The sequence below is a fragment of the Nostoc sp. LPT genome (assembly GCF_017115165.1).
Taxonomy (GTDB): Bacteria; Cyanobacteriota; Cyanobacteriia; order Cyanobacteriales; family Nostocaceae; genus Nostoc.
Genome location: NZ_JABXKF010000105.1, coordinates 157,591 through 180,613, shown reverse-complemented (window position 1 = coordinate 180,613; position 23,023 = coordinate 157,591). Strand labels below are relative to the sequence as shown.

General features: G+C 41.7%; 23 protein-coding genes and 1 pseudogene. 10 read left to right on the top strand and 14 right to left on the bottom strand.

The genetic code is table 11. From position 1 onward, the window contains the following. Nucleotide 1 precedes the first annotated feature (1 nt). Nucleotides 2-241 carry a DUF2283 domain-containing protein gene (locus HWQ58_RS20555; protein WP_292866587.1) on the bottom strand — a complete coding sequence of 80 codons (240 nt, stop codon included), beginning with the start codon at nt 239-241 and terminating at the stop codon, nt 2-4. 295 nt (nt 242-536) lie between these two features. On the opposite strand from HWQ58_RS20555, the gene HWQ58_RS20550 reads away from it, so the two are divergent. Together HWQ58_RS20550 and HWQ58_RS20545 are read left to right on the top strand one after the other, a co-directional pair. Next, nucleotides 537-752 carry a hypothetical protein gene (locus HWQ58_RS20550; protein ID WP_292785915.1) on the top strand — a complete coding sequence of 72 codons (216 nt, stop codon included), beginning with the start codon at nt 537-539 and terminating at the stop codon, nt 750-752. Nucleotides 753-764: 12 nt separating this feature from the next. Further along, a complete protein-coding gene (locus HWQ58_RS20545; protein ID WP_292866585.1) occupies nt 765-1,178 on the top strand; it encodes an HNH endonuclease signature motif containing protein in 414 nt (137 codons plus the stop codon). A 163-nt stretch (nt 1,179-1,341) separates the two neighbouring features. Here HWQ58_RS20545 and HWQ58_RS20540 read toward each other — a convergent pair whose 3' ends face one another. Next, nucleotides 1,342-4,101, bottom strand: coding sequence for a protein kinase (locus tag HWQ58_RS20540; protein WP_292866583.1), 2,760 nt, complete (start codon nt 4,099-4,101; stop codon nt 1,342-1,344). A gap of 50 nt (nt 4,102-4,151) precedes the next feature. Next, complete coding sequence (locus HWQ58_RS20535; RefSeq protein ID WP_292866581.1) at nt 4,152-4,316, bottom strand: hypothetical protein; 165 nt, start codon at nt 4,314-4,316, stop codon at nt 4,152-4,154. A gap of 82 nt (nt 4,317-4,398) precedes the next feature. Between HWQ58_RS20535 and HWQ58_RS20530 the strand changes: the two genes are divergently transcribed. Then, complete coding sequence (locus HWQ58_RS20530; protein ID WP_292866579.1) at nt 4,399-4,683, top strand: hypothetical protein; 285 nt, start codon at nt 4,399-4,401, stop codon at nt 4,681-4,683. 48 nt (nt 4,684-4,731) lie between these two features. On the opposite strand, the gene HWQ58_RS20525 is transcribed toward HWQ58_RS20530, so the two are convergent. From HWQ58_RS20525 to radA, 3 genes and pseudogenes are all read right to left on the bottom strand, one after another. After that, nucleotides 4,732-5,007 carry a hypothetical protein gene (locus tag HWQ58_RS20525; protein ID WP_292866577.1) on the bottom strand — a complete coding sequence of 92 codons (276 nt, stop codon included), beginning with the start codon at nt 5,005-5,007 and terminating at the stop codon, nt 4,732-4,734. A gap of 327 nt (nt 5,008-5,334) precedes the next feature. Further along, nucleotides 5,335-6,062: pseudogene (locus tag HWQ58_RS20520) on the bottom strand (Uma2 family endonuclease). A gap of 137 nt (nt 6,063-6,199) precedes the next feature. Further along, nucleotides 6,200-7,726: a DNA repair protein RadA gene (gene radA / locus HWQ58_RS20515; RefSeq protein ID WP_292866576.1), complete on the bottom strand. Its 1,527-nt coding sequence runs from the start codon at nt 7,724-7,726 to the stop codon at nt 6,200-6,202. A gap of 170 nt (nt 7,727-7,896) precedes the next feature. Here radA and rpaB point away from each other — a divergent pair, with 170 nt between their 5' ends. Further along, nucleotides 7,897-8,625, top strand: a complete 729-nt coding sequence (gene rpaB / locus HWQ58_RS20510) for a response regulator transcription factor RpaB (RefSeq protein ID WP_292866575.1) — start codon at nt 7,897-7,899, stop codon at nt 8,623-8,625. Nucleotides 8,626-8,765: 140 nt separating this feature from the next. Beyond that, the gene (locus HWQ58_RS20505; RefSeq protein WP_292866573.1) at nt 8,766-9,425 is read left to right on the top strand and encodes a cofactor assembly of complex C subunit B; all 660 of its coding nucleotides are present in this window, start codon (nt 8,766-8,768) and stop codon (nt 9,423-9,425) included. A 100-nt stretch (nt 9,426-9,525) separates the two neighbouring features. Here the strand turns inward: HWQ58_RS20505 and HWQ58_RS20500 are convergent, their stop codons facing one another. Further along, a complete protein-coding gene (locus tag HWQ58_RS20500) occupies nt 9,526-10,440 on the bottom strand; it encodes a M48 family metallopeptidase (RefSeq protein WP_292866571.1) in 915 nt (304 codons plus the stop codon). A 155-nt stretch (nt 10,441-10,595) separates the two neighbouring features. Between HWQ58_RS20500 and HWQ58_RS20495 the strand changes: the two genes are divergently transcribed. Beyond that, nucleotides 10,596-11,114, top strand: a complete 519-nt coding sequence (locus HWQ58_RS20495) for a DUF456 family protein (RefSeq protein WP_292866569.1) — start codon at nt 10,596-10,598, stop codon at nt 11,112-11,114. A gap of 555 nt (nt 11,115-11,669) precedes the next feature. Then, on the top strand, nt 11,670-12,368 hold the full coding sequence (locus tag HWQ58_RS20490) for a PEP-CTERM sorting domain-containing protein (RefSeq protein WP_292866567.1): 699 nt from the start codon (nt 11,670-11,672) through the stop codon (nt 12,366-12,368). 247 nt (nt 12,369-12,615) lie between these two features. On the opposite strand, the gene nblB is transcribed toward HWQ58_RS20490, so the two are convergent. The 3 genes from nblB to mutT all read right to left on the bottom strand — a co-directional run bounded on the left by nblB (nt 12,616) and on the right by mutT (nt 14,541). Beyond that, on the bottom strand, nt 12,616-13,281 hold the full coding sequence (gene nblB, locus HWQ58_RS20485) for a phycobilisome degradation protein NblB (RefSeq protein WP_292866565.1): 666 nt from the start codon (nt 13,279-13,281) through the stop codon (nt 12,616-12,618). Between the two features lie 99 nt (nt 13,282-13,380). Continuing rightward, nucleotides 13,381-13,845, bottom strand: coding sequence for a CBS domain-containing protein (locus HWQ58_RS20480; RefSeq protein ID WP_292866563.1), 465 nt, complete (start codon nt 13,843-13,845; stop codon nt 13,381-13,383). A gap of 255 nt (nt 13,846-14,100) precedes the next feature. Continuing rightward, entirely contained in the window at nt 14,101-14,541 is a 441-nt protein-coding gene (gene mutT / locus HWQ58_RS20475; protein WP_292866561.1) for an 8-oxo-dGTP diphosphatase MutT, read from the bottom strand. 278 nt (nt 14,542-14,819) lie between these two features. Between mutT and HWQ58_RS20470 the strand changes: the two genes are divergently transcribed. After that, nucleotides 14,820-14,999: a hypothetical protein gene (locus tag HWQ58_RS20470; RefSeq protein WP_292866559.1), complete on the top strand. Its 180-nt coding sequence runs from the start codon at nt 14,820-14,822 to the stop codon at nt 14,997-14,999. Nucleotides 15,000-15,111: 112 nt separating this feature from the next. Here HWQ58_RS20470 and HWQ58_RS20465 read toward each other — a convergent pair whose 3' ends face one another. The 4 genes from HWQ58_RS20465 to HWQ58_RS20450 form a co-directional block, all read right to left on the bottom strand. Continuing rightward, entirely contained in the window at nt 15,112-15,456 is a 345-nt protein-coding gene (locus HWQ58_RS20465; protein WP_292866557.1) for a DUF760 domain-containing protein, read from the bottom strand. Nucleotides 15,457-15,678: 222 nt separating this feature from the next. Further along, on the bottom strand, nt 15,679-16,635 hold the full coding sequence (locus HWQ58_RS20460; protein ID WP_104909800.1) for an RNA polymerase sigma factor, RpoD/SigA family: 957 nt from the start codon (nt 16,633-16,635) through the stop codon (nt 15,679-15,681). A gap of 599 nt (nt 16,636-17,234) precedes the next feature. After that, on the bottom strand, nt 17,235-20,501 hold the full coding sequence (gene carB, locus HWQ58_RS20455) for a carbamoyl-phosphate synthase large subunit (RefSeq protein ID WP_292866555.1): 3,267 nt from the start codon (nt 20,499-20,501) through the stop codon (nt 17,235-17,237). A gap of 522 nt (nt 20,502-21,023) precedes the next feature. After that, a complete protein-coding gene (locus HWQ58_RS20450) occupies nt 21,024-21,578 on the bottom strand; it encodes a Dps family protein (RefSeq protein ID WP_292866553.1) in 555 nt (184 codons plus the stop codon). 456 nt (nt 21,579-22,034) lie between these two features. Here HWQ58_RS20450 and HWQ58_RS20445 point away from each other — a divergent pair, with 456 nt between their 5' ends. Together HWQ58_RS20445 and HWQ58_RS20440 are read left to right on the top strand one after the other, a co-directional pair. Continuing rightward, nucleotides 22,035-22,283: an Asr1405/Asl0597 family protein gene (locus HWQ58_RS20445; RefSeq protein WP_292866551.1), complete on the top strand. Its 249-nt coding sequence runs from the start codon at nt 22,035-22,037 to the stop codon at nt 22,281-22,283. 69 nt (nt 22,284-22,352) lie between these two features. Beyond that, nucleotides 22,353-23,021, top strand: coding sequence for a (2Fe-2S) ferredoxin domain-containing protein (locus tag HWQ58_RS20440; protein ID WP_292866549.1), 669 nt, complete (start codon nt 22,353-22,355; stop codon nt 23,019-23,021). Nucleotides 23,022-23,023 lie beyond the last annotated feature (2 nt).

The following is a 23,023-nucleotide window of genomic DNA, read 5'->3' as shown; positions in this document are numbered from 1 at the left end:
ACTATAGTAATAGTTTAATTTCGGTCGATTCTCCTAACGCTTCATTGACTACGATTAACTTACCCTGTTCATTAGCACCTAATTGTTGGTTAGCATTGAGCAATTCAATTCCATAAATTGTGCCGTCAGGAGCAATATCTACATTCATTTCTTCGCTGACTTGAATTGTTTCTACCTGTACAGTTTTTTCTTGGAGATAGATATAAGCTATGTTGTATCTGGAAGCGTAAGTAATTTTCATGAAGTTTTTTCTTTAAAAGTATTTAACGATAACTCTAATAACTAACCAGTTTTCTTCCTCTTGAACAGCTATTGTCTCAATTTTTTTAGTAGTATAAAACTTGCCATTTCATTCAGCATTAAAGGGAAAGTTACACCTAAATCCAGTTTTACCAAATTGAGCGGGAAAGGTAGCACCTTTTTCGACTGTGGCAATAACTTCTACTTCTGTTGCCCTTCCTGCCCTGGAGGAGGAACCTTCTGCTAACTGTTATAATTTTTAGGTGTCTGCTGCTCTTGGGGTTAGAGTCTCATATATGGCGGAGATAATCGAGATACCCGTTGAACTAGCGAAATTTCAACTCCCTCGTGCTGTCCAAGAACGTTTGCAATTTTTACTGGACAGACAAGATACGGGTGAGGAGTTAACTCAAACAGAAAGATTGGAAGCGGAAGGACTCGTTGAGCTAGCTGAATTTTTATCTCTACTCAAATTGCGATCGCAGTGTGTTATCAAGCACACTGAGACATAACTTGGGTAATCAATGTCCACAATTGGGGCTTCTTTACATCAATTAGTTATTCAAAGAGCAAGCGATCGCTGCGAGTATTGCTGTTTGTCGCAAGCAGGACAAGAAGCAACATTTCACATAGATCATGTTACTCCTGTTGTCGCAGGTGGAAAAACAACAGCAGATAATTTAGCATTAGCGTGCGTGTCATGTTCGCTACACAAGTCTGTCCGTCAAACGGTTGAAGATCCTATGACAGGGAAAATTGTACGCATCTTTAATCCTCGTCAACAGGTGTGGAAAGAACATTTCCGTTGGTCTGGTGTACAGGTTGTGGGATTAACGGCTACGGGGCGAGGAACTATTGACACTCTCCGCATGAATAGAACAATTATATTGTCAATTCGAGCAGAAGAAGAACTTCTGGGTCGTCATCCACCACTGTGAATCCAACATGGATCTACTTCTAAAATAGCGATCGCACTCTATTATCAAACATTCTATATCCACAATTCTTAGTCATTCTCAAAGTGAGCGATCGCCGTGAGTATTGCTATTTAAGATAATAAGAACATCTCTTGCTGATACTTTCTTTGCTGTTATAGTACCACTAGCTGCGTCGCCAAATTTTGATATTTCCGCTGTTGTCACCAGCAGCAAGCCAACTTACATCGGGGGTAAAGGCGACGGAATTAACTGAATCAAAATGACTGAGGGTGCAAATTTCTTTCCCTGTTGTCACTGACCACAGTTTGATAGTTTTGTCCCCACTACCACTAGCCAGGATTTGCCCATCACTACTGATGGCTACGGAATTAACTGATTCGGAATGACCACTTAGGGTGAAAATTTCTCTACCTGTTGTCACTGACCACAGTTTGATAGTCTTGTCTCGACTACCACTAGCCAGAATTTCCCCATCACTACTGATGGCTACGGACAAAACCCCACTGGAATGACCAGTCAAGCAGTCAATTCCTCTACCTGTTGTCAATGACCACAGTTTGATAGTCTTGTCCTCACTACCACCAGCCAGGATTTGCCCATCACTACTGATGGCGATGGATTGAACCGAACCGGAATGACCAGTGAGGGTGCGAATTTCTCTGCCTGTTGGCACTGACCACAGTTGGATAGTGTTATCATCACTACCACTAGCCAGGATTTGCCCATCACTACTAAAGGTGACAGAATTAACTGAGTAGGAATGAGCAGTCAGAGTGCAAATTTCTTTACCTGTTGATACTGACCACAGTTTGATAGTCTTGTCATCACTACCACTAGCCAGGATTTGCCCATCACTACTAAAGGTGACAGAATTAACTGAGTAGGAATGAGCAGTCAGAGTGCAAATTTCTTTACCTGTTGATACTGACCACAGTTTGATAGTCTTGTCATCACTACCACTAGCCAGGATTTGCCCATCACTACTAAAGGTGACAGAATTAACCGAGTAGGAATGAGCAGTCAGAGTGCGAATTTCTTCCCCTGTTGTCACTGACCAGAGTTTGATAGTCTTATCATCATTACTAAACAGTCTTTGCGGATCACTACTGATGACTAGGGATGTCTTAGAACTACTGGCCAGTATTTGCCCATCACTACTGATGGCTACGGATTTAACCGAGTTGGAATGACCAGTCAGAGTGCGAATTTCTTCACCTGTTGTCACTGACCAGAGTTTGATAGTCTTATCAGAACTATTACTAGCCAGTATTTGCCCATCACTACTGATGGCTACGGAATTAACCGAGTCGGAATGACCAGTGAGGGTGGGAATTTCTCTGCCTGTTGCCACATTCCACAGTTTGATAGTGTTGTCTCTACTACCACTAGCCAACATTTGCCCATCACTACTGATGGCTACGGAATCAACCGAGTCGGAATGACCACTCAGGGTGCGAATTTCTGAGCCTGTTGCCACATTCCATAGTTTGATAGTGTTGTCATAACTACTACTAGCCAACATTTGCCCATTACTACTGATGGCTACGGAATTAACCCGGTCGGAATGACCAGTCAGAGTGCGAATTTCTCTGCCTGTTGCCACATTCCACAGTTTGATAGTGTTGTCTCTACTACCACTAGCCAACATTTGCCCATCACTACTGATGGCGACGAAACTACCAAAAAACCACGAATAATCAGTCAGGGTGCGAATTTCTCTTCCTGTTTGCACATTCCACAGTTTGATAGTGTTGTCATAACTACTACTAGCCAACATTTGCCCATCACTACTGATGGCTACGGAATTAACCGAGTCGGAATGACCAGTGAGGGTGCGAATTTCTCTGCCTGTTGCCACATTCCATAGTTTGATAGTGTTGTCTCCACTACCACTAGCCAACATTTGCCCATTACTACTGATGGCTACGGAATCAACCGAGTCGGAATGACCACTCAGGGTGCGGAGAAGTTGACCTGTAGATGATGAAAACAAGTGAATAACTGAACCTGCCACACTTGCTAGGATATCTTCCTTGGGGCTAAGAGTTATTATTCCAGAATTCCTCAGAATATTGTGGACGCATTTCCAGTTATTTGGTGTGAATATTCCTAACAAATCCAACCACTCCTCCACCGACTGGGGACGGAACTTGTAATTTAACGCCATCCCTTTCATAATTGCCTCATTCACCCGATCGCTAACACTGCTATTCAAATCTTTAGGCGATCGCATGGTAAAATTTTGCAGTCTAGCTGGTACTGGCATAGGCAACTGTCCAGTCAGTAAAGCATACAGTGTGGCTGCTAAAGCATAAACATCAATATATTCTCCCCGTTCGGCATGAGGTACGTACTGTTCTGGAGGCGCATAACCAGGGGTAAAACTCTCTGTATGCTGTAAAACTGCACCCGCAATAAATTGTCTAGCAAGACCAAAGTCAATTAGTACGGCCTCTGGTTTACCCGCACGCATCATAATATTACTCGGCTTTAAATCCCGATGCAGTAAGCCTTTTTCGTGAACTACAGTTAATGCGTCGCCAATTTGCCTAATATATAGTAGTGCTTCTGCTTCTGATAACGCCCCTTTTTCGGTTATCAGCTTCCCCAAATCTTCGCCTTCGATGTACTCCATCGCCATGCATGGCAAATTCTCCTCATCAAAGACGTTTTCTACCTGCACAATATGAGGATGGCGACATAAAGCCAGTCGCAAAGCTTCATCTCGGAAGTCATGCCGTAATTTATCTTGATGTGGTATCCATTGGGGATGATTGAGGATTTGTTCTCTGAGAGTTTTGATAACTCGCAACTCACCGCGTCGATTTTTTGCAAGATAGGTAATACCAACTCCACCTTCGCCCAATTTTCTCTCGATTATGTAGCGCCTACCAAATAACTGCTGCCCTGGATTCCACGCCATTGGTCAAAACCGTAGTTTCACTGATATTTTATTTTGGCATACCATAAATATCAGTGTTTGCCAAATATCTCGATATAGCAGCGAATAGCTGGCTTAACATCGGCTAAGGCTTCTTCATAAGTATCACCTTGACCAACGATCGCTCCTTTGATACTAAGAGGATAGGCAACATAACTGTCAGAATGTTTTTCGACAATAATTTTGATTTGTTTCATCACTAAAACCTTTAGCAAGGTAAACTTGAGGCAATTCTGATGCAGCCTACAATTAAGTAATATATTCAATCGTAATTAAGTTATGGCGATCGCAGTTGTTAAACCCTCATCCTGGCTAGAGAAAGGTATTCAACTTGAAAAAGTCAGTAACATTAATCTGTTTAAAATTACAGACGAATTATCAGATCGGATGCAAGAAATTGTAGATAAGAAAACAGCTAATTCTCAAACACCAGAAGAAGAGGCTGAGTTGGAAGCCATTGGAGAATTAGTGATAATTGTTACCTACATTAATGGAATGATTGCCAATGAAGCACGAGAATCCAACGAACCAGAAAACAGGGATATAGGAGTAGACAGAAATTAATATCTAAAAAATCTAGAGACGTTGCATTGCAACGTCTCTACATCTAGGTTATTGCATCAGAATTTGTCGAATTAAAATACTCATGACTTCATCTAAATTGCCTGTGGGTATCAGTGGACTCCATTCCCCAACGCTGGCGTACCCAATTACCTGTAAGTAGTGGATTGTACTGGTAACGGCCTTTGGTGAACCAATCAGTAGATGCTTAACTGGTTTTCTTTGAGGAAATGGCTTTTGAGTTGGTTGATTGACGCTGGGTGTATCTAAATTTTCACCCAAGAACTGTTCTAATTTTGACTGGGCGGAATCTTCTGGTTGTGCCATGATGATAGTTAACTCCTGATAAGGGGACCAGATAAGGGCGATCGCATTCTTCTTCGCGGGATTAGGCGATCGCCTTTATCATGTCTTTATATTAAGGTATAAAATTATACTTATTGAGTATAAACTTGAAAATTATTATTAATAATTTTCAAGTTTTAACGGGAATAAATTAGCCTTAGCTTTGATAGTATTAGCAATAATAATTAACAAAAATACTCTCAACTTTTGGCTGTAATTGGTATTATTTAAAATTTCATCTTTATAAAAAAAATGCTAGATTAGCAAAAAATTTGCTAATCTAGCAAAGCTAAATTATTTACAGGAAATCTAATCTTCTGGCTCAATTCCTGCCGCCCGCAATTGTGCTGCTAGTCGTTCAGCACGTTGGCGTTCTTGTTCAGCGCGTTGGCCTTCCTGTTGAGCTAACTCAGAACCCCAAGGCAAAAGGTTTCCTTGTTCATCCTACCACCGTAACCACTTTCCTGGGCGATTTTCACGAGTACCTGGCCACACCCCAAAGTAAAGATTCATTTCTGCTATCCAGTAGCGTTGATTTTCATCAGGCTCTTGCAAAATATACTGTTCTGTGTTTTATAAGCGATACATCTCGACACTACCGCTGTCTGGTTCAAAGATGATGTAGTTTGGTACTTTTAAGATGCGCTCGTAGAAAAACCATTTTCCTGGGGGATATGTCGCTTTGAAAGAATATTCTGTCTCCTGTGTATGGAAACAAATTCCATCACAATTACGGGAATGTCACCCTGTAATTGAGGTGTGTAACTGCGTATTACTTCTTCTCTACTAACATTAATTTTGGCAATGAAAGCCCAATCAGGAGCTTTAATGACCATTTTGTTGTTTAAAGTGGCACAAATGCCGTAATTAGTTGTTGTTAGGGCGTTAGCTGAAATTTTTCCGGCTAATTGTAGGCTTTCTGTAAGTGCAGCAGCTAAGGCTGGTTGATTAATGTTATCTACTGGGTCATCTGGGAGTTTATAATCATCGGGAAGTTTTTCCCAAGTGATTTGGTAGTCTTGGGTGAGGGCTGTCATCGTGGATTGTCCTTTGGTGTGTAAAAGTGACTGGGGACTGGGGATTGGAGATTAGGGACTGAGTTTTTACTCGTAAAAATTATGGAATTTGCTTTGAACCCTGCCAAATTTTGGAACAATTTCCTAATACCCATTAATTACTCATCTTCATCGGGTTCTAAATCGTCAGCTGTCAATTCTTGATGAGGAATGGCGGCGATAATTGCATCTATGACTTTGGATACTGGCAATATCTCAATATTCAAGTCGGGAAATTTTGTCCCTTTTGGCACGATCGCTCTTTTAAATCCCAACTTAGCAGCTTCTTTCAACCGCAGTTCCATTTGGGAAACCGATCGCACTTGTCCGCCTAACCCAACTTCACCGATTAATACTGTACCGGGATCAACTATGCGATCGCGGAAACTAGCTACAATTGCGATCGCTATTCCTAAATCTACCGCTGGTTCTTCCACATTCAACCCACCCGCAGAAGCAACGTAGGAATCTAACTTTGACATCGGAATTCCCACTCGTTTTTCTAAGACGGCAAGAATTTGTACTAGGCGGTTGTAGTCTACGCCAGTTCCAGCCCGCCGAGGGGAAGGGTAGCTGGTAGGACTCACTAAAGCTTGCAATTCTACAACAATCGGACGAGTGCCTTCGCAAGCCACGACAATGGCAGTACCAGGTGCAGGATCGTCACGGTTGCCTAAAAATAGCTCTGAGGGATTGGAGACTTCTCGCAATCCATCTGTCACCATTTCAAAGATGCCGATTTCGTGAGTTGCACCGAAGCGGTTTTTGACTGTCCGTAATAACCGATGGGAGGCAAAGCGATCGCCTTCAAAATACAACACTGTATCGACTAAATGTTCTAAAACTTTTGGCCCAGCGATCGCTCCTTCTTTGGTGACGTGTCCCACAATCAGCATGGTGACATCTTCATGCTTCGCCACCTTCATCAATGCTGCGGTACATTCCCGTACCTGAGCTACCGAACCTGGTGCAGAAGTCAGCGCCGGAAAAAACACTGTTTGGATACTATCAATTACCGCCACATTTGGTTTGAGAGAGTCTATTTCCCGTAAAATCTCCTCTAAATCTGTTTCTGGCAGTACATATAAATCTGCACCTATACTGTCAGGGTCTATAGGAAGTGTAGTATCTACTACTACTGTTACCTTCTCATCGTTTACTACACTTAGGGTTTTTGATACTCCCAAACGGGAAGCTCGTAATTTTACCTGCTGCCCTGATTCTTCACCAGTTACGTAAAGGATGCGATATTTCTGTGCTAATTGATTAGATACTTGCAACAATAAAGTCGATTTACCAATCCCCGGATCGCCACCAATCAGCACCATAGAACCAGGGACAACCCCACCTCCAAGCACCCGATCTAATTCTTCATAACCAGACTCCCAACGGGCAATTTGGCGATCAGTAATTTGATCAAATGTTAAAGAGGCTCGCGCTTTAGCTGGTTTACCGTGAGATTTGCCATTGCCTTGAGCTGATTGCCAACTACTCACTCCTCCCCGACTGGGTACATCTACTGAGGATTGAATAGAAATTTGTTCTTCTAGAGAGTTGTAAGTACCGCAAGCTGGACACTTACCAAACCATTGGGGCGATTCTGCTCCACATTCGTTACAAGTGAAAAAGGTTTTTGGCTTTGGCATTCTTAAATCTTATTAAATAATCTTAATATTTACTTAATTCTTGAAAAAAACTAAAAACAAATAATAGTAGTATTTAGAGCTTTTTCCAAATCAATTCATGGAATGATATCTTAATATTATGGTATTAAAAATTAATCATGTAAATTTTTAGTTAAGGAGCCTAGAGAAACTTGGAAAGCCATAAAGAAAAAATCTTGGTGGTAGACGACGAAGCCAGCATTCGCCGGATTTTGGAAACACGCCTTTCCATGATTGGCTACGATGTAGTGACAGCTGGCGACGGCGAAGAAGCTTTGGATACTTTTCGCAAAACAGAGCCTGACCTGGTAGTTTTAGATGTAATGATGCCAAAGCTAGACGGCTATGGTGTATGTCAAGAATTACGAAAAGAATCAGATGTCCCCATTATTATGCTAACAGCCTTGGGTGATGTTGCCGATCGCATCACCGGATTAGAATTGGGTGCTGATGACTATGTAGTTAAACCATTTTCCCCCAAGGAGCTAGAAGCCCGGATTCGCTCGGTGCTGCGGCGAGTAGATAAAAACGGTGCTTCTGGAATTCCCAGTTCTGGGGTAATTCATGTCGCTAATATTAAAATCGATACGAATAAGCGACAAGTTTACAAAGGCGATGAGCGGATTCGATTGACGGGTATGGAGTTCAGCTTGTTAGAGTTGTTAGTCAGTCGCTCTGGAGAAGCTTTTTCTCGTTCGGAAATTTTGCAGGAAGTTTGGGGTTATACACCAGAACGTCATGTAGATACCCGCGTAGTAGATGTGCATATATCACGTTTGCGGGCAAAATTAGAAGATGATCCTAGCAACCCAGAATTGATTCTCACCGCACGGGGTACTGGTTATCTTTTCCAGCGAATTATTGAACCAGGGGAGGAGTGAGAGATGAGGGAGCAGGGGGAGCAGGGGAGTAGGGGAGCAGGGGAGACAAGGGGGAATTATTGAACAAGTCTCTTCCTTGTCTACCTTGTCTCTTCTCAATGCCCCATGCCCAATGCGCAATTCCCAATTCCTAACTTTTAATGACTAAACCTGATCCTAATCGAGTTTTGCGGCGTCTACCCATTGTCGTGGGTGGGCTAGGCGCTGTACTTTTATTGATTAACCGTTTATTGACACCGGAATTAACCCAGTCTCAATCGCGTGGTGATGTCGTAGGCGTGATTTTGAGTGCAGTGTTAATTTTGACGGGTTTAATTTGGCAGCAAGTTCAGCCGCGATCGCCTGATATTGTAGAACTAATTGGAGAAGAAGGTTTTGTACTCGCAGCAGATTTACCCGAAGCCGTGAAAACAGAGCTAGCCTGGGCATCTCATTTATTGTTGACTAACACAGTAACGCGATCGCTTGTGGTTTTTTATCAAGGTAAAGTTTTGTTGCGTCGTGGGATTCTAGGTACTAAATCTGAAGTTGTGCCAGGAGTAATCTTAAAACAAGTACTCGAAAAACAAAAACCGATTTATCTAGTTGCTCTAAAAGTATATCCAGGTAAAATTGAATTTGATTATTTACCAGAAAATACTCAAGGTGTAATTTGTCAACCTATTGGCAACCAAGGTGCATTAATTTTGGGAGCAAATGCTCCTCGAAGTTACACCAAACAAGATGAAAACTGGATTGCAGGAATTGCTGATAAATTAGCCGTTACTCTTGGCTCAAATTTATCCAACCAAGTAACTTAACCTAAATTTAGGTTTGTCATCTGTGAGAATAACTCGTAATTTGTAATTACTACCTCAAATTGATTTGCTCGTATCTATAAGTTAATTACGAATTATTAACTCACCAAGAAGTCAAAAAATTCCAACCTTCCTTTTCTTGCAGTGTCTTTCCTTCTTTTTCTTCTAGTTCTTCCGGTGTCTTTAAATTTGTCTGTTGAATTAAATTATCATATTCTCCTGAATCAACCCATTTTAATAATTCGCCAGCCCGCATAACTACCCAAGAAAGCCCAGGCTCTGTATAGCTTAATATTTTGGTGACTTTATCCACGCTATCAAAGTTATTGGATGCAAACTCACGGGCTTGGACGAGGAAATCTTCAATTACAGCAGCAGTCAAGTACTCATCTGGTAAACCCGCGAGTTTCATCAGTGTAGTAGTTGCTACGTCAATATCCTGACAAGCAAGCATTGCAGCCCGATCGGCAGTAAACCTAGCCATCATCCGCCAATTATACAAACCTAGTTCCATTCCACCAGCGACTAAGCCACCGACTCCCAATGTGGTACTGCTCAACAAATTTTTCAACGTTGGCATAACAATTGCCATTTGGTGATAAATCATGTGCTTACTCTTGATACGAGCGATTTCGTGTCCGAAAACGTAAAGCAACTCATCTACGCCAAGCCACTCCATTGCATCTAAATTGATACCGACAAGGGGTTTTTCCACGCCAACAATGTAGGTTTGAATGTGACCTGTGCCTCGAAATAGATACAATTCAGGAAGTGGAGCAACATCAAGAATTTGGCAGGTTTCTACAAATGTTTGATGTAATTCGGGAAAATTACGCGGCGAAATTCTGATTTCACTACCAAGGCTTTGCAGTCTAAGTAGGCGATCAATACCATATTCGTTAATTTTTTTGAGTAGCAAGGAGACACCGGGCATATTTTGCACAGAAGCCAAGGCTTTGCGATCAAAGGGGTGCTCGTAGGCTTCAGAACTTAGTCCAGTTAATATTTTTCTCGTCATAGGTTTTGAGCTTTTAAATAGCAGTTTAGAAGCATTAGGCAAACTTGCATCACATTGTACTAGGCATTTTTCGCTATCTTACCCAGATAGAATAAACAGTAAGGGCGCGCAGATGTGCGCCCCTATGAAAAAATTTGGAAGTTTACAATTGATCTATGCAAATTATTTATTGGCTATTAGTTGCTGTAATGGTTGTGGGTATTATTGGTGCTGTAGTTCCAGCCATTCCCGGTAGCAGCTTAATTTTAATTGCAATTATCATCTGGGGAATCGTTAGTAGTTCTTTTGCAGCTATCAAGATTCCACTAATTGTGACAATTATAGTTTTACTGCTGAGTGTCGGAGTGGATTTTTTAGCTAGCTATGTGGGAGCAAAACAAGCTGGAGCTAGCAAATGGGGGCAAATTGGCGCAATTGTTGGTTTGGTGGTAGGATTTTTCGGATTATTGCCAACTTTACCTTTTGGGGGGCCACTGTTAGGAATTTTACTAGGTCCGCTTTTGGGAGCAATTATTGGTGAGTACCTTTATCGACGTGAATTAGGGTTGGCGGTTAAAGCAGGTATAGGAATTGTAGTCGGGTCTTTGGTTGGAAATTTGATTCAAGGGTTGTTAGCGATCGCCGCAGTTGTAGTTTTTGTTGTGACAACCTGGCCACAGGTATTTGGCTCTTAGCATTTGAAAAATCTGACAGATTTGAGAACAGCGGTAATAGCTAGCAACTAGCCATTTATTACAAACATTCAATTTGATCGCAAAGACTATCCATAGTAAACAAATACAGCGGTTCCTCCCATTTATTCTATGAGAGGAACCGTTTCACTAAAATTAGTAACTAGAAAGATTATAGATACACTTCATATTCCATTTATCTAAAATATGGTTTAGTGAATTAAAAGTATAAAAAAATACTTTTTTATAAAAATTACGTAAATATTTTTTCTTAAAGTCAAAGCGATTGCCAATAATTTAAACCCTAGAGATTAAGAGATATACGAAGCGCAGATATGTAAGAAATGAAAATTTTATGAAGACTATTTATTAGTTGAAGATGTGATGAAGACCACTCAGTAAATATTGCAGGTTCTAAGTCTATGTGATTTTATGGAGATAAGAAATACATCACGCAAGTTTCGCTTTCACTGACAGTATTTTAAATAGATTACTGATAGTAAAGGTCAAGTAATCAATTTCTCTACTCCAAGTTATTATTAGGACTCTCAAACGCTCATGATTAGTTTAAAATCTAAATTAGTAAACGCGACTCTAGCTGCTACTTTTGCAATCCCCTTGGCTACTGCTGGGATGTTTGCCTCTGCTGGTTCTGCTCAAGCGGCTTTTCTTAGTAGTGTTTCTTTCTCGGGAAATTTGACTCTTCAAAATACAAAACAAAATACTCCAAACATTGAAGTAGCCCAATTTGATAATCCAGCAAATATATTATCTGCTAGTGGTATATTTACTGGTGTACAGAAAGTTACAGTAGGGAACAACGACCCTTACAGCTTAATGTTAGATCTAATTCCAGGCTCCACAAGCTCCAAATCTACACCTACCTCTACAACGGTATCAGCAGATTACAAAGTTCGTGTGAGTTCAATAGTTGACCCATTCCTTAGTTTTGATAATGGGATAAAGTTTAAGGCAACCACTATAGAGGACATTACTAGGAAAAATACAAAGAGTACAAACAACATATATACTACTAGCTTAGATGCATTTAAAATCTTTGGAACATTCTATGATGGTACAAATGCCGTAGGCGAGGGATCAGTTACTACTCTAAAGCAAGGTAATAATCCTGGTCAGTATATATTTCAAATAGATGCTATCTCACAATCCGTTCCTGAGCCAACAACAATACTAGGCTTAGGTGCAGTAGGTGCAGTCATGGCTATGTCTCGCCGTCGCAAAAGTCTGGCTAATTAATGAAAAATATCCAGCAGATAAATTGCTGAGAAAAAAGGTGGTAGAACAATTGTAAAGACTACCACCCTGTACAAAATCTATCCAATTACATCGGTTTTCAATGAAGTGTTATAGGTTTTGGTTCGTAGTAATTTAGCGATTACTGCGAACCTTTAATTATTTCCAAGAAAAACTTTATTGAAAACGACTTTTCCAGTTTCGGTAATTCTATGGAAAAGTCAGGTTAACTATTCCTAGAAAGACGAACTCAGACTGACTGCAAAGAATTTTTGGCTTCGCTTGCGATCGCATCTACTTCATCATTAGCCAGAGTTTCTAATATAGATTTGGCTTCTGGATTACTCAAACGAGCTAAGGCTTGTACAAGTCTGTAACGAATTTGCCAATCTGGGTTGGTAGCATAGGGAGCCAAGAGAGGAACAGCTTGTACATCTCCCAAGTCACCCAAAGAACTAATAGCAGCAGTTTGGACTAATTCGTTTTCTGATGAAAGTGCCTCTTTTAGTAGTTCAAAAGCTCGTGGATCGCCCAACTCTCCTAATGTAGCAATAATACTGAATTGTATTAGCCATTCATCGGTTGTATGATAAAGCTGCTGTAAATCTTCAAAAGCTTCACGTAACTTCAGAGCGCCCAAACAGTCTGCTGCTGCTGCTTGTACATCTACTTCGGAGTCATGAAGCAAGCGATCGCGCAAGATATCTAAGGATAATTGTAAATCTTGGGTTCCGAGTGTATCCATTTGACTCACTGCTGTGTAGCGGACACGAGAATTGCGATCGCCAATCGCACTTTGAATTAATTCAAAGCCAACCGCAGGTTCCAGTTCGCGGATTTGATTTACTGCACGTAAGCGATCGCCTAAATCCTCAGAACTGAGCAATTGCTTAACAGACTCCGGAGTAATACTCATTTAGTTATCCTTGATTTTCAAATGTATAAAAAAGAGTCAAAAGTCAACAGTTAAGTATCAAGAACTCATGACTCATGACTCATGACTAATGACAGCTGACTAATCTTGACTAGCAGCCATTGCCCGAATAATATCACCACGAGTAAGAATACCAATTACTTGATCTGTACTATCAAGTACTGGCAAGCGGTGAACGCTGCGATCGTGCATGATTGTAGCTGCTTCTTTTAAAGTTTTATCAGGGGAAATAGCGATCGGGTTTTTACTCATCACCTCCCCGACGGTTTGCCCTAGAGCCTTGTGCAAATCACGGTCATACGTAGCAGGATTTTTTAAATAGATAACACTATCAAGAAACATAATGTACGCAGGTGGAGTAACACCAGTTTCTTGCCACATCAAATCGGTTTCCGAGATAATGCCCACCAATTTACCAAGATCATCCACAACAGGTAGCCCGCTGATATGGCGTTCTGCGAGAATTTGGATAGCTTCCTTGAGTGGAGTTTCCTCCCGGACAACAATAGGATCGCGGCTCATCACATCGGCAACGGTTTTAGGCATTTATTTGCTGACACCTTAAATCAAAGTCCCTGCGCCTATTGTAGAAAATTGCGGGACTCAACCTGATGCAATTAATAGATTGTTACGGGATTAGTCATTGGTCATTGGTTCATTGGTCATTAGGAGTGCTGAGTGCTGTTAGCGGAAGCGGGGCGTTTAGCCCGTGCTGAGTTAGGAGTTAAGAGTTAAGAGTTAGGAGTTTTATTTACCCCCTTGTCCTTTTGTCCCCTTGTCCCCCTATCTCCCTCATCTCCCTCATCTCCCCACTCTCTGCTCCCCTGCTTCCCCACTGCCTTTTAATGCAGTAATAATTTGAATATTTGCTTTCGGAAAAGTAAACTGCTCCAGTTCTTCTAAAGTTACCCAGCGAATTTCATCGGATTCTAAAGGTTGGGGGACACCTGTAAGATGGCGGCAGTGATGTACTGTGAGAGTAACACGCAAGTTTGTATAGCTGTTGTCAATAGTAATCAGATGCTCTCCCACTTCAATTACTATTCCCAGTTCTTCGGAAATTTCTCGTTGGATACATTCTTGGATAGTTTCACCAGGCTCTATTTTACCACCAGGAAATTCCCACAAACCACCCATCGCTCCTTGTGGACGACGACGGTCAATTAAAATTTGCTTTTGGTCATTCCAAATTACTGCAACACCAATGATTTTATGGGGTGGGAAAGAACTGGTTTCACTCATAGTTGAATGGGGAGTAGAGGAACAATTCCTGAATTTTTATTTTTGACTAATAACAAAACTCGGCAGATTAGTTGTAGCTCTGCCGAGTTTAGATTTATTGCAAAGGTCATCTACCACTGTTCGTTTATCCACAAATGTGCATTAATCATTTATAAATATGCTTTTAATATCGTGTTCGGTTAAAAACTTATTATTAAAACCGCAGAGGGTTAGAGGGGAGGAATTTTTATGCTTTCTGCATAGGTTACAGGAATTCCAACTAGCCAGACATCATATAATTGACTCAATTAATCAAAAAATTACAAGAGTTCACAGAGAAGCGAAATCAAAGACTCCGCGTACCTCTGCGCCAACCTCAGCGTTCCTACCCTGCGGGAAGGCAAAGCGCCTATGCGTTGAAATTTCAACCTGAATTCGTCACTATTTTGGATATTTTAAAAAACTTAGCTGATGTATAATCGGGAATTAGCGGCAAAGATTTCGCAGAGACTTATTTAAAATTCGTATCGCTGTAACTATGACTAGTTATCAGCCTAACAATATTGATTGAATTTTCCAAATTTTACATTTCTAGTCAATTTCGCTGTTGTCAGTTTCAGATCCTTGTAAAACCATTTCAAAATTCATTCTCTGTTCAGCGTTACGCAAGAAATAACCACTAATCATCGCAGAAGCAAGAAGCCTACCTAGATTTTCCCGATTTGTGGTTACAGTAACACCAAAGTGTTCTGAAGGTAGATTACCTAATAGTCCTGTAATATTCCGTTCCATCACTTGAAAGACTTCGGCAGACGCGGGTTTGGATAGCTGGGTAACTGTTTCTGGACTCAAGGATTTAACGTACTGCCATAATAAATCGTTAGTTTCTGATTCGCTATTAAAAAATTCTGAGACACGATTGGATGAGTTACTCATTTTTTAGCTCCTTAACTACCACTATTAGCTGCGGTGCTTGTGATTTGAATATTAAATGTCCGTTTTGGATTTGACTTAGTTATTTTGTCTTCCTGTCAACTAATGTAACAGCCTAGCGTAAGAATGGAAGTAGGTGTAACCGTACCAAAGTCAGCGTATTTTCTCACCCCAATAAATAGGTAAGGAGTGGGGAGTTAATTAAAAACTCATCACTCCTTACTCCTAACTTGCCAAATATTCATCCATATTGGCTTTGGACTTACGAAGTTTGCTTAAGGCTTCCCGTTCAATTTGTCGGACTCGTTCTCGGCTGATGTTCAGTATTTCACCAATTCTAGCTAGAGTCAGGGCTTGCCCATCAGTTAAGCCAAAGCGCAGTGTGATTACTTCCCTCTGTTGTGGCGTGAGATCGCCCATTAAGCGATCTAAGTCATAAGATAGGGAAGATTGCATAACAAACTCTTCGGGAGAAGCTCCTGGATCTTCCAGCATTTCTCCGAGTTCGGTGTCGTAGTTATCACCCAGCCGCAAATCCAAAGAAAGAGGCAAACGCGCCTTTTCTAAATACTCTCGTACTTGTTTGGGCGTCAATTCTAATTCTTGAGCTAGCTCCCCAGCCGTAGGAGCGCGTCCCAACTTTTGAGACAATTGGCGCTGTGCCTTTTTAATCTTATTTAATTTTTCAGTGATATGGATCGGCAGCCGAATGGTACGAGCTTTTTCGGCTATAGCACGAGTAATCGCTTGCCGAATCCACCAATAGGCATAAGTAGAAAATCTGTATCCTTTGGTGGGGTCAAACTTTTCTACGCCCCGTTGCATACCAATACTACCTTCTTGGATCAAGTCCAGTAAATCGACGTTGCGCTTAATGTATTTTTTGGCAACGGAGACTACCAGCCGCAAATTGGCTTCTACCATCTTGCGCTTGGCAATTTCACCATCTGCGATCGCTTCGTTCAACTCTGCTGGTTCTAGGTTTGTTGCTTTGGCCCACTCTTCTAGAGTCGGTTGATGACCTAGCTGGGTGGCAAGAGATTCCCTTGATTCGTGCAAAGCGCAGGAACGTTGCACCTGCTTACCATAGAAAATCTCTTCCTCGTGGGTTAAGAGTGGCACACGGCCAATCTCACGCAGGTAAGTCCGCACGAGGTCTGTGGCTGTCTGAGCGGTCTTCATGGCGCTACTCTTTGGTAATGATGGGGTTGGCGGTAGGGTCATTAAGGGATAGATGCTTTCTTTATTTATTAGGGTGCTACCCAGTCAGACTGGGAACCTATGCTATGGTTTGCAATTTACGCGCCTGAGAAACTCGGCTGCTCATAATAATCAAATTTAGGCTTCTTAACTGCTAAAACTACAGTTATTTTCTATTTTTCACAAGTGTCTACAGTTAGATAAAAGGTTGCTTTTTAAACATTTTTATGGAAGTCCTATTAATAATTGTAACATTTATGAGAAGATTTTGGCTAGATAGCGACATGAAATTTCCTGGTTTTTCCAGTTCATCCAACGTTGCCCTCTATCTTAAGGCTGACTAAAAGTCTATTTAAGAAATTATCTGGTTCAAATAATTTTCCTCATATTTGTTAAAGTATCTCAATGAGAACTATATTCATTCTCTTCTAACAATTGTTTAATTTTTTCTGGGGATTGGGCATTGACAAGAGACAAGGTAGACAAGGAAGAGGGGGGAGATAAGGGAGAGATTTATTCAATAATTCCCCCTCATCTCCCCCTGCTCCCCCTGCTCCCCTGCTCCTCTGCTTCCCTACTCTCTACTCCCTAGCGATCGGGCAGTACTCTTGGATAGTTTTTACATCCAAAGTGGTATTTTGTAAGGAACGGATAGCGGCGACGGTAGCTTTTGCACCGGCGATGGTAGTAATGATGGGAATTTTGTAAGCTAAGGCTGTGCGGCGGATTAACCTAGCATCAGTCTGGGCTTCTTCCCCTGATGGTGTGTTGATAATAAGTTGGATTTTCTGGTTTTTGATTGCATCTAGGACGTGGGGACGACCTTCATGGAGTTTTAACACTAATTCAATATTTAACCCTTGTTCGAGAAGAACTCGCCGTGTACCAAGAGTAGCCATCACTGTAAAGCCCAAATCGATAAATTCCTTCACCACACCACTTGCAGCAGCTTTATCGCGATCGCTCATTGATACAAATACAGTTCCCGTTAACGGTAAACGCTCCCCAGCACCCATTTCCGCTTTGGCAAAGGCACGGCCAAAGTCGCTGTCAATCCCCATCACCTCACCAGTGGATCTCATTTCTGGACCCAATATTGTATCAGTTCCTGGGAATTTATTAAAGGGTAATACTGCTTCTTTTACAGCAATATGTGTGGGAATGACTTCCTCTGTAAAATGTAGCTCCTCTAAGGTTTTCCCTGACATAATTAAGGATGCTAGTTTTGCTAATTGTATGCCTGTTGCTTTAGATACAAAGGGCACTGTGCGGGAAGCGCGAGGATTAGCTTCTAGAATGTAAACTTGGGGAGAATAGTTACTTGCGCCGACAACAGCAAACTGAATATTCATCAATCCTACGACTGACAATGCTTGTGCTAGCTGTATCGTCCAAGTGCGAATCTGATTGAGAACTGCTGGGGATAGGGAAATGGAAGGTAAGGAACAAGCGGAATCTCCTGAGTGAATACCTGCATTTTCGATGTGTTCCATAATACCACCAATCACTACCCGTCCTGTATGATCGGCGATCGCATCAACATCAACTTCAATCGCATTTTCCAAAAACTTATCAATCAAAATCGGATGTTCTGGTTCCACTAGTACTGCAAAGGTCATGTAGCGTTCCAACTCAGCATCGGAATAAACAATTTCCATCGCCCGTCCCCCCAACACATAGCTAGGACGCACCACCACCGGATAGCCAATACGTTTAGCGACAATCAACGCATCTTCATAACTCCGGGCAATACCATTAGGCGGTTGGGAAATATTCAACTGCTGGAGAATCTTTTCAAACCGCTCCCGGTTTTCTGCCATGTCGATGGAATCTGGCGATGTACCCCAAATTTTAGTGAGGAGTTGTGAAGTATCATTGCTGAGAAATTCTTGTAATGGGAGAGCCAGCTTTAGCGGTGTTTGCCCGCCAAACTGGATTATCACCCCAACTGGATTTTCAGTTTCGATAATATTAAGGACATCTTCTTTTGTTAACGGCTCAAAGTAAAGGCGATCGCTGGTATCGTAGTCTGTCGAAACTGTCTCTGGGTTGGAGTTGACCATAATTGTCTCATACCCCGCATTCTTCAAGGCATAAGCGGCGTGACAACAACAGTAATCAAACTCAATTCCCTGTCCAATGCGGTTGGGGCCACCACCCAAAATTAATACTTTTGGCTTAGTTGCTGGCAAAACCTCTGTTTCTTCTTCGTAGGTAGAATAGTAGTAGGGGGTAAAGGCTTCAAACTCAGCGGCGCAGGTATCTACGGTTTTGTAAACTGGGATGATTCCTAGTTGTTTGCGGTAGGCGCGAACTTCATCTTCGGTGGTTTTGGTGGCGTAAGCAATCTGGCGATCGCTATATCCGTCCCGCTTCACTTCATAAAATTGCTCTTTTGTCAATTGCTGTAAAGGTGTTCGCTTGAGAAATTTCTCGACATCTAGCAGTTGCTGAAATTTATCTAGGAACCACGGGTCAATACCAGTCAGTTCGTAGATTTCCTCACCACTAATCCCTAGTTGCAAGGCATGGCGCACAGAGAAAATGCGATCAGGGTTAGGTGTGCGCAGTTGGGCGCGAATTTGTTCGCCACTAGGTAATTTTTCGGCTCGATCGCAACCCCAACCAGCGCGTCCGGTTTCAAGCGATCGCAGTGCCTTTTGGAAGGATTCATTGAACGTCCGCCCAATTGCCATTGCTTCCCCAACAGATTTCATTTGGGTTGTCAGCACTGGATCGGAGCCGGGGAACTTTTCAAAGGCGAAGCGGGGGATTTTTGTCACTACATAGTCAATTGTCGGCTCAAAGGACGCGGGAGTTTTCTTGGTGATGTCATTTTTAATTTCATCCAAGGTGTAGCCCACAGCCAATTTTGCGGCCATTTTGGCGATCGGGAAACCCGTGGCTTTGGAAGACAAAGCCGAACTGCGGGAAACGCGGGGGTTCATCTCAATTACAACCACATCGCCATTAAGCGGATTGACGGCAAACTGGATATTAGAACCGCCAGTTTCCACACCGATTTCGCGGATGATTTTAATTGCCATATCCCGCAGCCTTTGATATTCTTTATCAGTGAGGGTTTGCGCGGGAGCGACGGTAATAGAGTCTCCGGTGTGAATGCCCATTGGGTCAAGGTTTTCGATGGAACAGATAATCACCACGTTATCTGCCAAGTCACGCATCACTTCAAGTTCATATTCTTTCCAGCCTAGTAAAGACTGGTCAATGAGAATTTGCGAAACAGGGCTAGTATCTATACCCACCTGTGCCATTTCTTCAAATTCTTCTTGGTTGTAGGCAATGCCGCCGCCACTTCCACCCATTGTAAAAGCTGGACGAATAATTAGGGGATAAGTACCAATTTGGCGGGCAACAGCTTTGGCTTCTTCTAAAGATTCAGCTGTATCGCTGGGACAAACAGCTACCCCAATCCTTGCCATTGCTTCACCAAACAGCTTTCGATCTTCGGCTTTTTCAATCGCTGGGAGTTTAGCGCCAATTAACTCAACGCCGTACTTTTCCAACACCCCTTTTTTGGCTAAAGCAACGGCAAGATTGAGGGCAGTTTGTCCTCCCATCGTTGGTAGTAGAGCATCGGGGCGTTCTTTTTCGATGACTTTTTCGACCAATTCTGGAGTTAGCGGCTCAATGTAAGTGCGATCGGCCGTTTCCGGGTCGGTCATAATCGTTGCAGGGTTGGAGTTGACCAAAACCACTTCATAGCCTTCTTCTCGGAGTGCTTTGCAGGCTTGAGTGCCAGAGTAGTCAAACTCACAGGCTTGTCCAATCACAATTGGGCCAGAGCCTAACAGTAGAATCTTCCGGAGGTCGTCACGGCGGGGCATAGTCGTTGCCTTGGAATACGAGAATACAAATCCTGATCATTTTAAGGGTCTTTACCCCCTATGGTGCTTTTTATTATTAACTTTTCTAAGTTTGATGACAGGAAGGACTGGGGAGTGGGGGAGCAGGGGAGCAGGGGAGAATAATTAATAACCAATGCCCAATGCCCAATGCCCAATGATTATTTTGTATTTCTAATTTTATTTAATTATGATCCTCAAATTTGTAAACCTTTTGCGAATCTTTATTATTTAATCTGATGAACCTTGCGATAAATGATGATTTATTTTGGCATCTATCTGTCTGCTTATTTATACACAAATAAATTACTTAGATAAAAATTTATCTTAACTAGCTAATTGCTAAATATTTTCAACGTTAAACATTATAGAAATATATTTACTTAGATGAAAAATGGCAGAGAAATAGGTATACCATTCTCTGCCATTTTTTATAATATTTTAACAGTTGGGCTGCCAACTTTTTCTTTCAGTCTAGGTAGACAAATCTAGATTATGATAATTTTAACTTTGAGCTGCTTGGACAAACCCTAAAGTTAAGCTGTCTTTGGCAAGGAAGTGAGATAAATGATATGCACGTTCCTCAGTTTTCAACAAAATCTTTTCGTACAGATAGCGTGTGCCCCGATCGCCTAAACTCTCTGCCTGAGCAGCTTGACGACGAATTACACCAATGATTGCTTGTTCGGCAGCTAGGTCATTTTCCACCATTTGGCGAGAGGAATATACGCCTTCAGATTCTTGCTCAAAACAGGTTAATTCTGCCAATTTGCTGAAGGTAGCTACTGGCACACCACCCAGTCCATCCAGACGTTCGCCAATTTCATGAACGTGGTCTTGTACTTGGTTGTAGCTTTCGTTAAAAAACTCATGCAAAGAGTAAAATTCTGAGCCTTCAACTACAAAATGATGCTTTTGGTACTGCAAGTACAGTGCCTGGAAACTAGCTAATATAACGTTAAATCCTTCTGTAACCGGAGCAGTTACACTGTGATCCAGCAATACAGGATTGTCATATACATGACCAAAATTCCGTAACAAAGTTTGCGTTTCAGACATTGTTCTCCTCGCTATTTAGCAATTATAGATTTTAACTGCTCATTGTTTACATATTAACATTTTCACAATAAGAGCAAGCCAATTTGCCATCACAAGATTTTGTATTTTTGTTTACTAAAAGTATAGAAGTTTATCGTTTGCTGGATTATGGCACGCTCATCTAGTTGTGTATATTTTTCATTACTATTGACATAAAAACTTAAGTGTGCAAACATACGCCAGGAAGTGAGGGTAGATGGGGGAGTAAATACCTCCTTGTCCTGATTGTCCTGGTCATTCCCCTGATCTCCCTGATGGGATGATTGCAAAAATTTTATTTTTTTTCCAAAATTAATGAGAATTGTTTGCACTTAAGGTATGCTGGTTTAAAGAAACTAGACTACTAAGACTTTCAAAAAGCAGGGAGTTAAATGGCAGTAGTTACTGCAAGTTTGTTGCACTTTGAGGGCAATTCTCTTGAAATCGTATAGTTCAGAAATAGAAATAAACCACCTTGTAGAGGTGAATTGGGTTGACCGCTGGCAAGTCTATCAACGTCTAGAGGAGTTAGACATTCCCTGTAGTTGTGCGGCTAACCAGCCATTAAAAGTTGAAATTAGCAATCTGACTGCGGCTGTTCAACTTTGGAGTGTAGTACGGCGATTTACAGCCTCTCGTCAAGACCAGATTTGGACTCTTGAGTGTTGCTGGAAAAGTCGCTACTAACAGTTATAATTTTTAGCTGCTGAGAATATCTTGCTTGATAGCTTGTATTAATTAAAAGGAGGTTAAAAAATGGGTGGATCTCACAATATGGAAGTATCAGAATTTTGCCTTGAGGGCAGATTTATAGATTTTGTTATTAAAGATGGCTATAAGCTGAAAGGTTTACTGCTGGCTACTCATGAGGGTGAATGCTACATTAAACTCGCTAAACATTTGCGGGCTGCTTTTGACTTGCGGCTACCAGCAGGTACTTGGCTACAAGTTATTGGTTATAAAGAATACGATATAAAAAAAGACAAAGTTACACTGAAAGCTGAACGTGTGATGGCGGCGCGTTCTGAAATAGCGGCAGTTAAAACTATCGCTGCACCACAAGAACCCCCATCTATTGATGATGTCAAGGTAAAACCAGCTAAGACTAAGGCCACGATTTTGGTGTGTCAAAAGTCTGATTGTATGAAACGCGGTGGTAAAGCAGTTTGTCAGGCGTTGGAGGCGGCTTTAAGCGATCGCGGTTTAGAAGACCAAGTTACAATCAAGGGCACTGGTTGTATGAAGAACTGTAAAGCTGGGCCGAATTTAGTTATGCCAGATAAAACACGCCATAGTCGAATTCAAGCTACACAAGTTCCCGCCTTGATGAATCAGCATTTTGGCGACAAGAGTTTATCAGCACAGCCTGAGAATTTAAGAGAAGTTGCGATATATAATGGCAAACTTTGGGGGAATAATTCATAAAA

Coding starts and splice junctions, on each gene's coding strand:
- HWQ58_RS20465 (WP_292866557.1), bottom strand. CDS start 15,456: ATGAGTAACTCATCCAATCGTGTCTCAGAATTTTTTAATAGCGAATCA.
- HWQ58_RS20500 (WP_292866571.1), bottom strand. CDS start 10,440: ATGACGAGAAAAATATTAACTGGACTAAGTTCTGAAGCCTACGAGCAC.
- HWQ58_RS20540 (WP_292866583.1), bottom strand. CDS start 4,101: ATGGCGTGGAATCCAGGGCAGCAGTTATTTGGTAGGCGCTACATAATC.
- HWQ58_RS20535 (WP_292866581.1), bottom strand. CDS start 4,316: ATGAAACAAATCAAAATTATTGTCGAAAAACATTCTGACAGTTATGTT.
- HWQ58_RS20495 (WP_292866569.1), top strand. CDS start 10,596: ATGCAAATTATTTATTGGCTATTAGTTGCTGTAATGGTTGTGGGTATT.
- carB (WP_292866555.1), bottom strand. CDS start 20,501: ATGCCCCGCCGTGACGACCTCCGGAAGATTCTACTGTTAGGCTCTGGC.
- HWQ58_RS20450 (WP_292866553.1), bottom strand. CDS start 21,578: ATGTCTGAAACGCAAACTTTGTTACGGAATTTTGGTCATGTATATGAC.
- HWQ58_RS20545 (WP_292866585.1), top strand. CDS start 765: ATGTCCACAATTGGGGCTTCTTTACATCAATTAGTTATTCAAAGAGCA.
- HWQ58_RS20525 (WP_292866577.1), bottom strand. CDS start 5,007: ATGGCACAACCAGAAGATTCCGCCCAGTCAAAATTAGAACAGTTCTTG.
- HWQ58_RS20460 (WP_104909800.1), bottom strand. CDS start 16,635: ATGAAGACCGCTCAGACAGCCACAGACCTCGTGCGGACTTACCTGCGT.
- HWQ58_RS20440 (WP_292866549.1), top strand. CDS start 22,353: ATGGGTGGATCTCACAATATGGAAGTATCAGAATTTTGCCTTGAGGGC.
- HWQ58_RS20550 (WP_292785915.1), top strand. CDS start 537: ATGGCGGAGATAATCGAGATACCCGTTGAACTAGCGAAATTTCAACTC.
- HWQ58_RS20490 (WP_292866567.1), top strand. CDS start 11,670: ATGATTAGTTTAAAATCTAAATTAGTAAACGCGACTCTAGCTGCTACT.
- HWQ58_RS20505 (WP_292866573.1), top strand. CDS start 8,766: ATGACTAAACCTGATCCTAATCGAGTTTTGCGGCGTCTACCCATTGTC.
- mutT (WP_292866561.1), bottom strand. CDS start 14,541: ATGAGTGAAACCAGTTCTTTCCCACCCCATAAAATCATTGGTGTTGCA.
- HWQ58_RS20555 (WP_292866587.1), bottom strand. CDS start 241: ATGAAAATTACTTACGCTTCCAGATACAACATAGCTTATATCTATCTC.
- HWQ58_RS20530 (WP_292866579.1), top strand. CDS start 4,399: ATGGCGATCGCAGTTGTTAAACCCTCATCCTGGCTAGAGAAAGGTATT.
- radA (WP_292866576.1), bottom strand. CDS start 7,726: ATGCCAAAGCCAAAAACCTTTTTCACTTGTAACGAATGTGGAGCAGAA.
- HWQ58_RS20480 (WP_292866563.1), bottom strand. CDS start 13,845: ATGCCTAAAACCGTTGCCGATGTGATGAGCCGCGATCCTATTGTTGTC.
- nblB (WP_292866565.1), bottom strand. CDS start 13,281: ATGAGTATTACTCCGGAGTCTGTTAAGCAATTGCTCAGTTCTGAGGAT.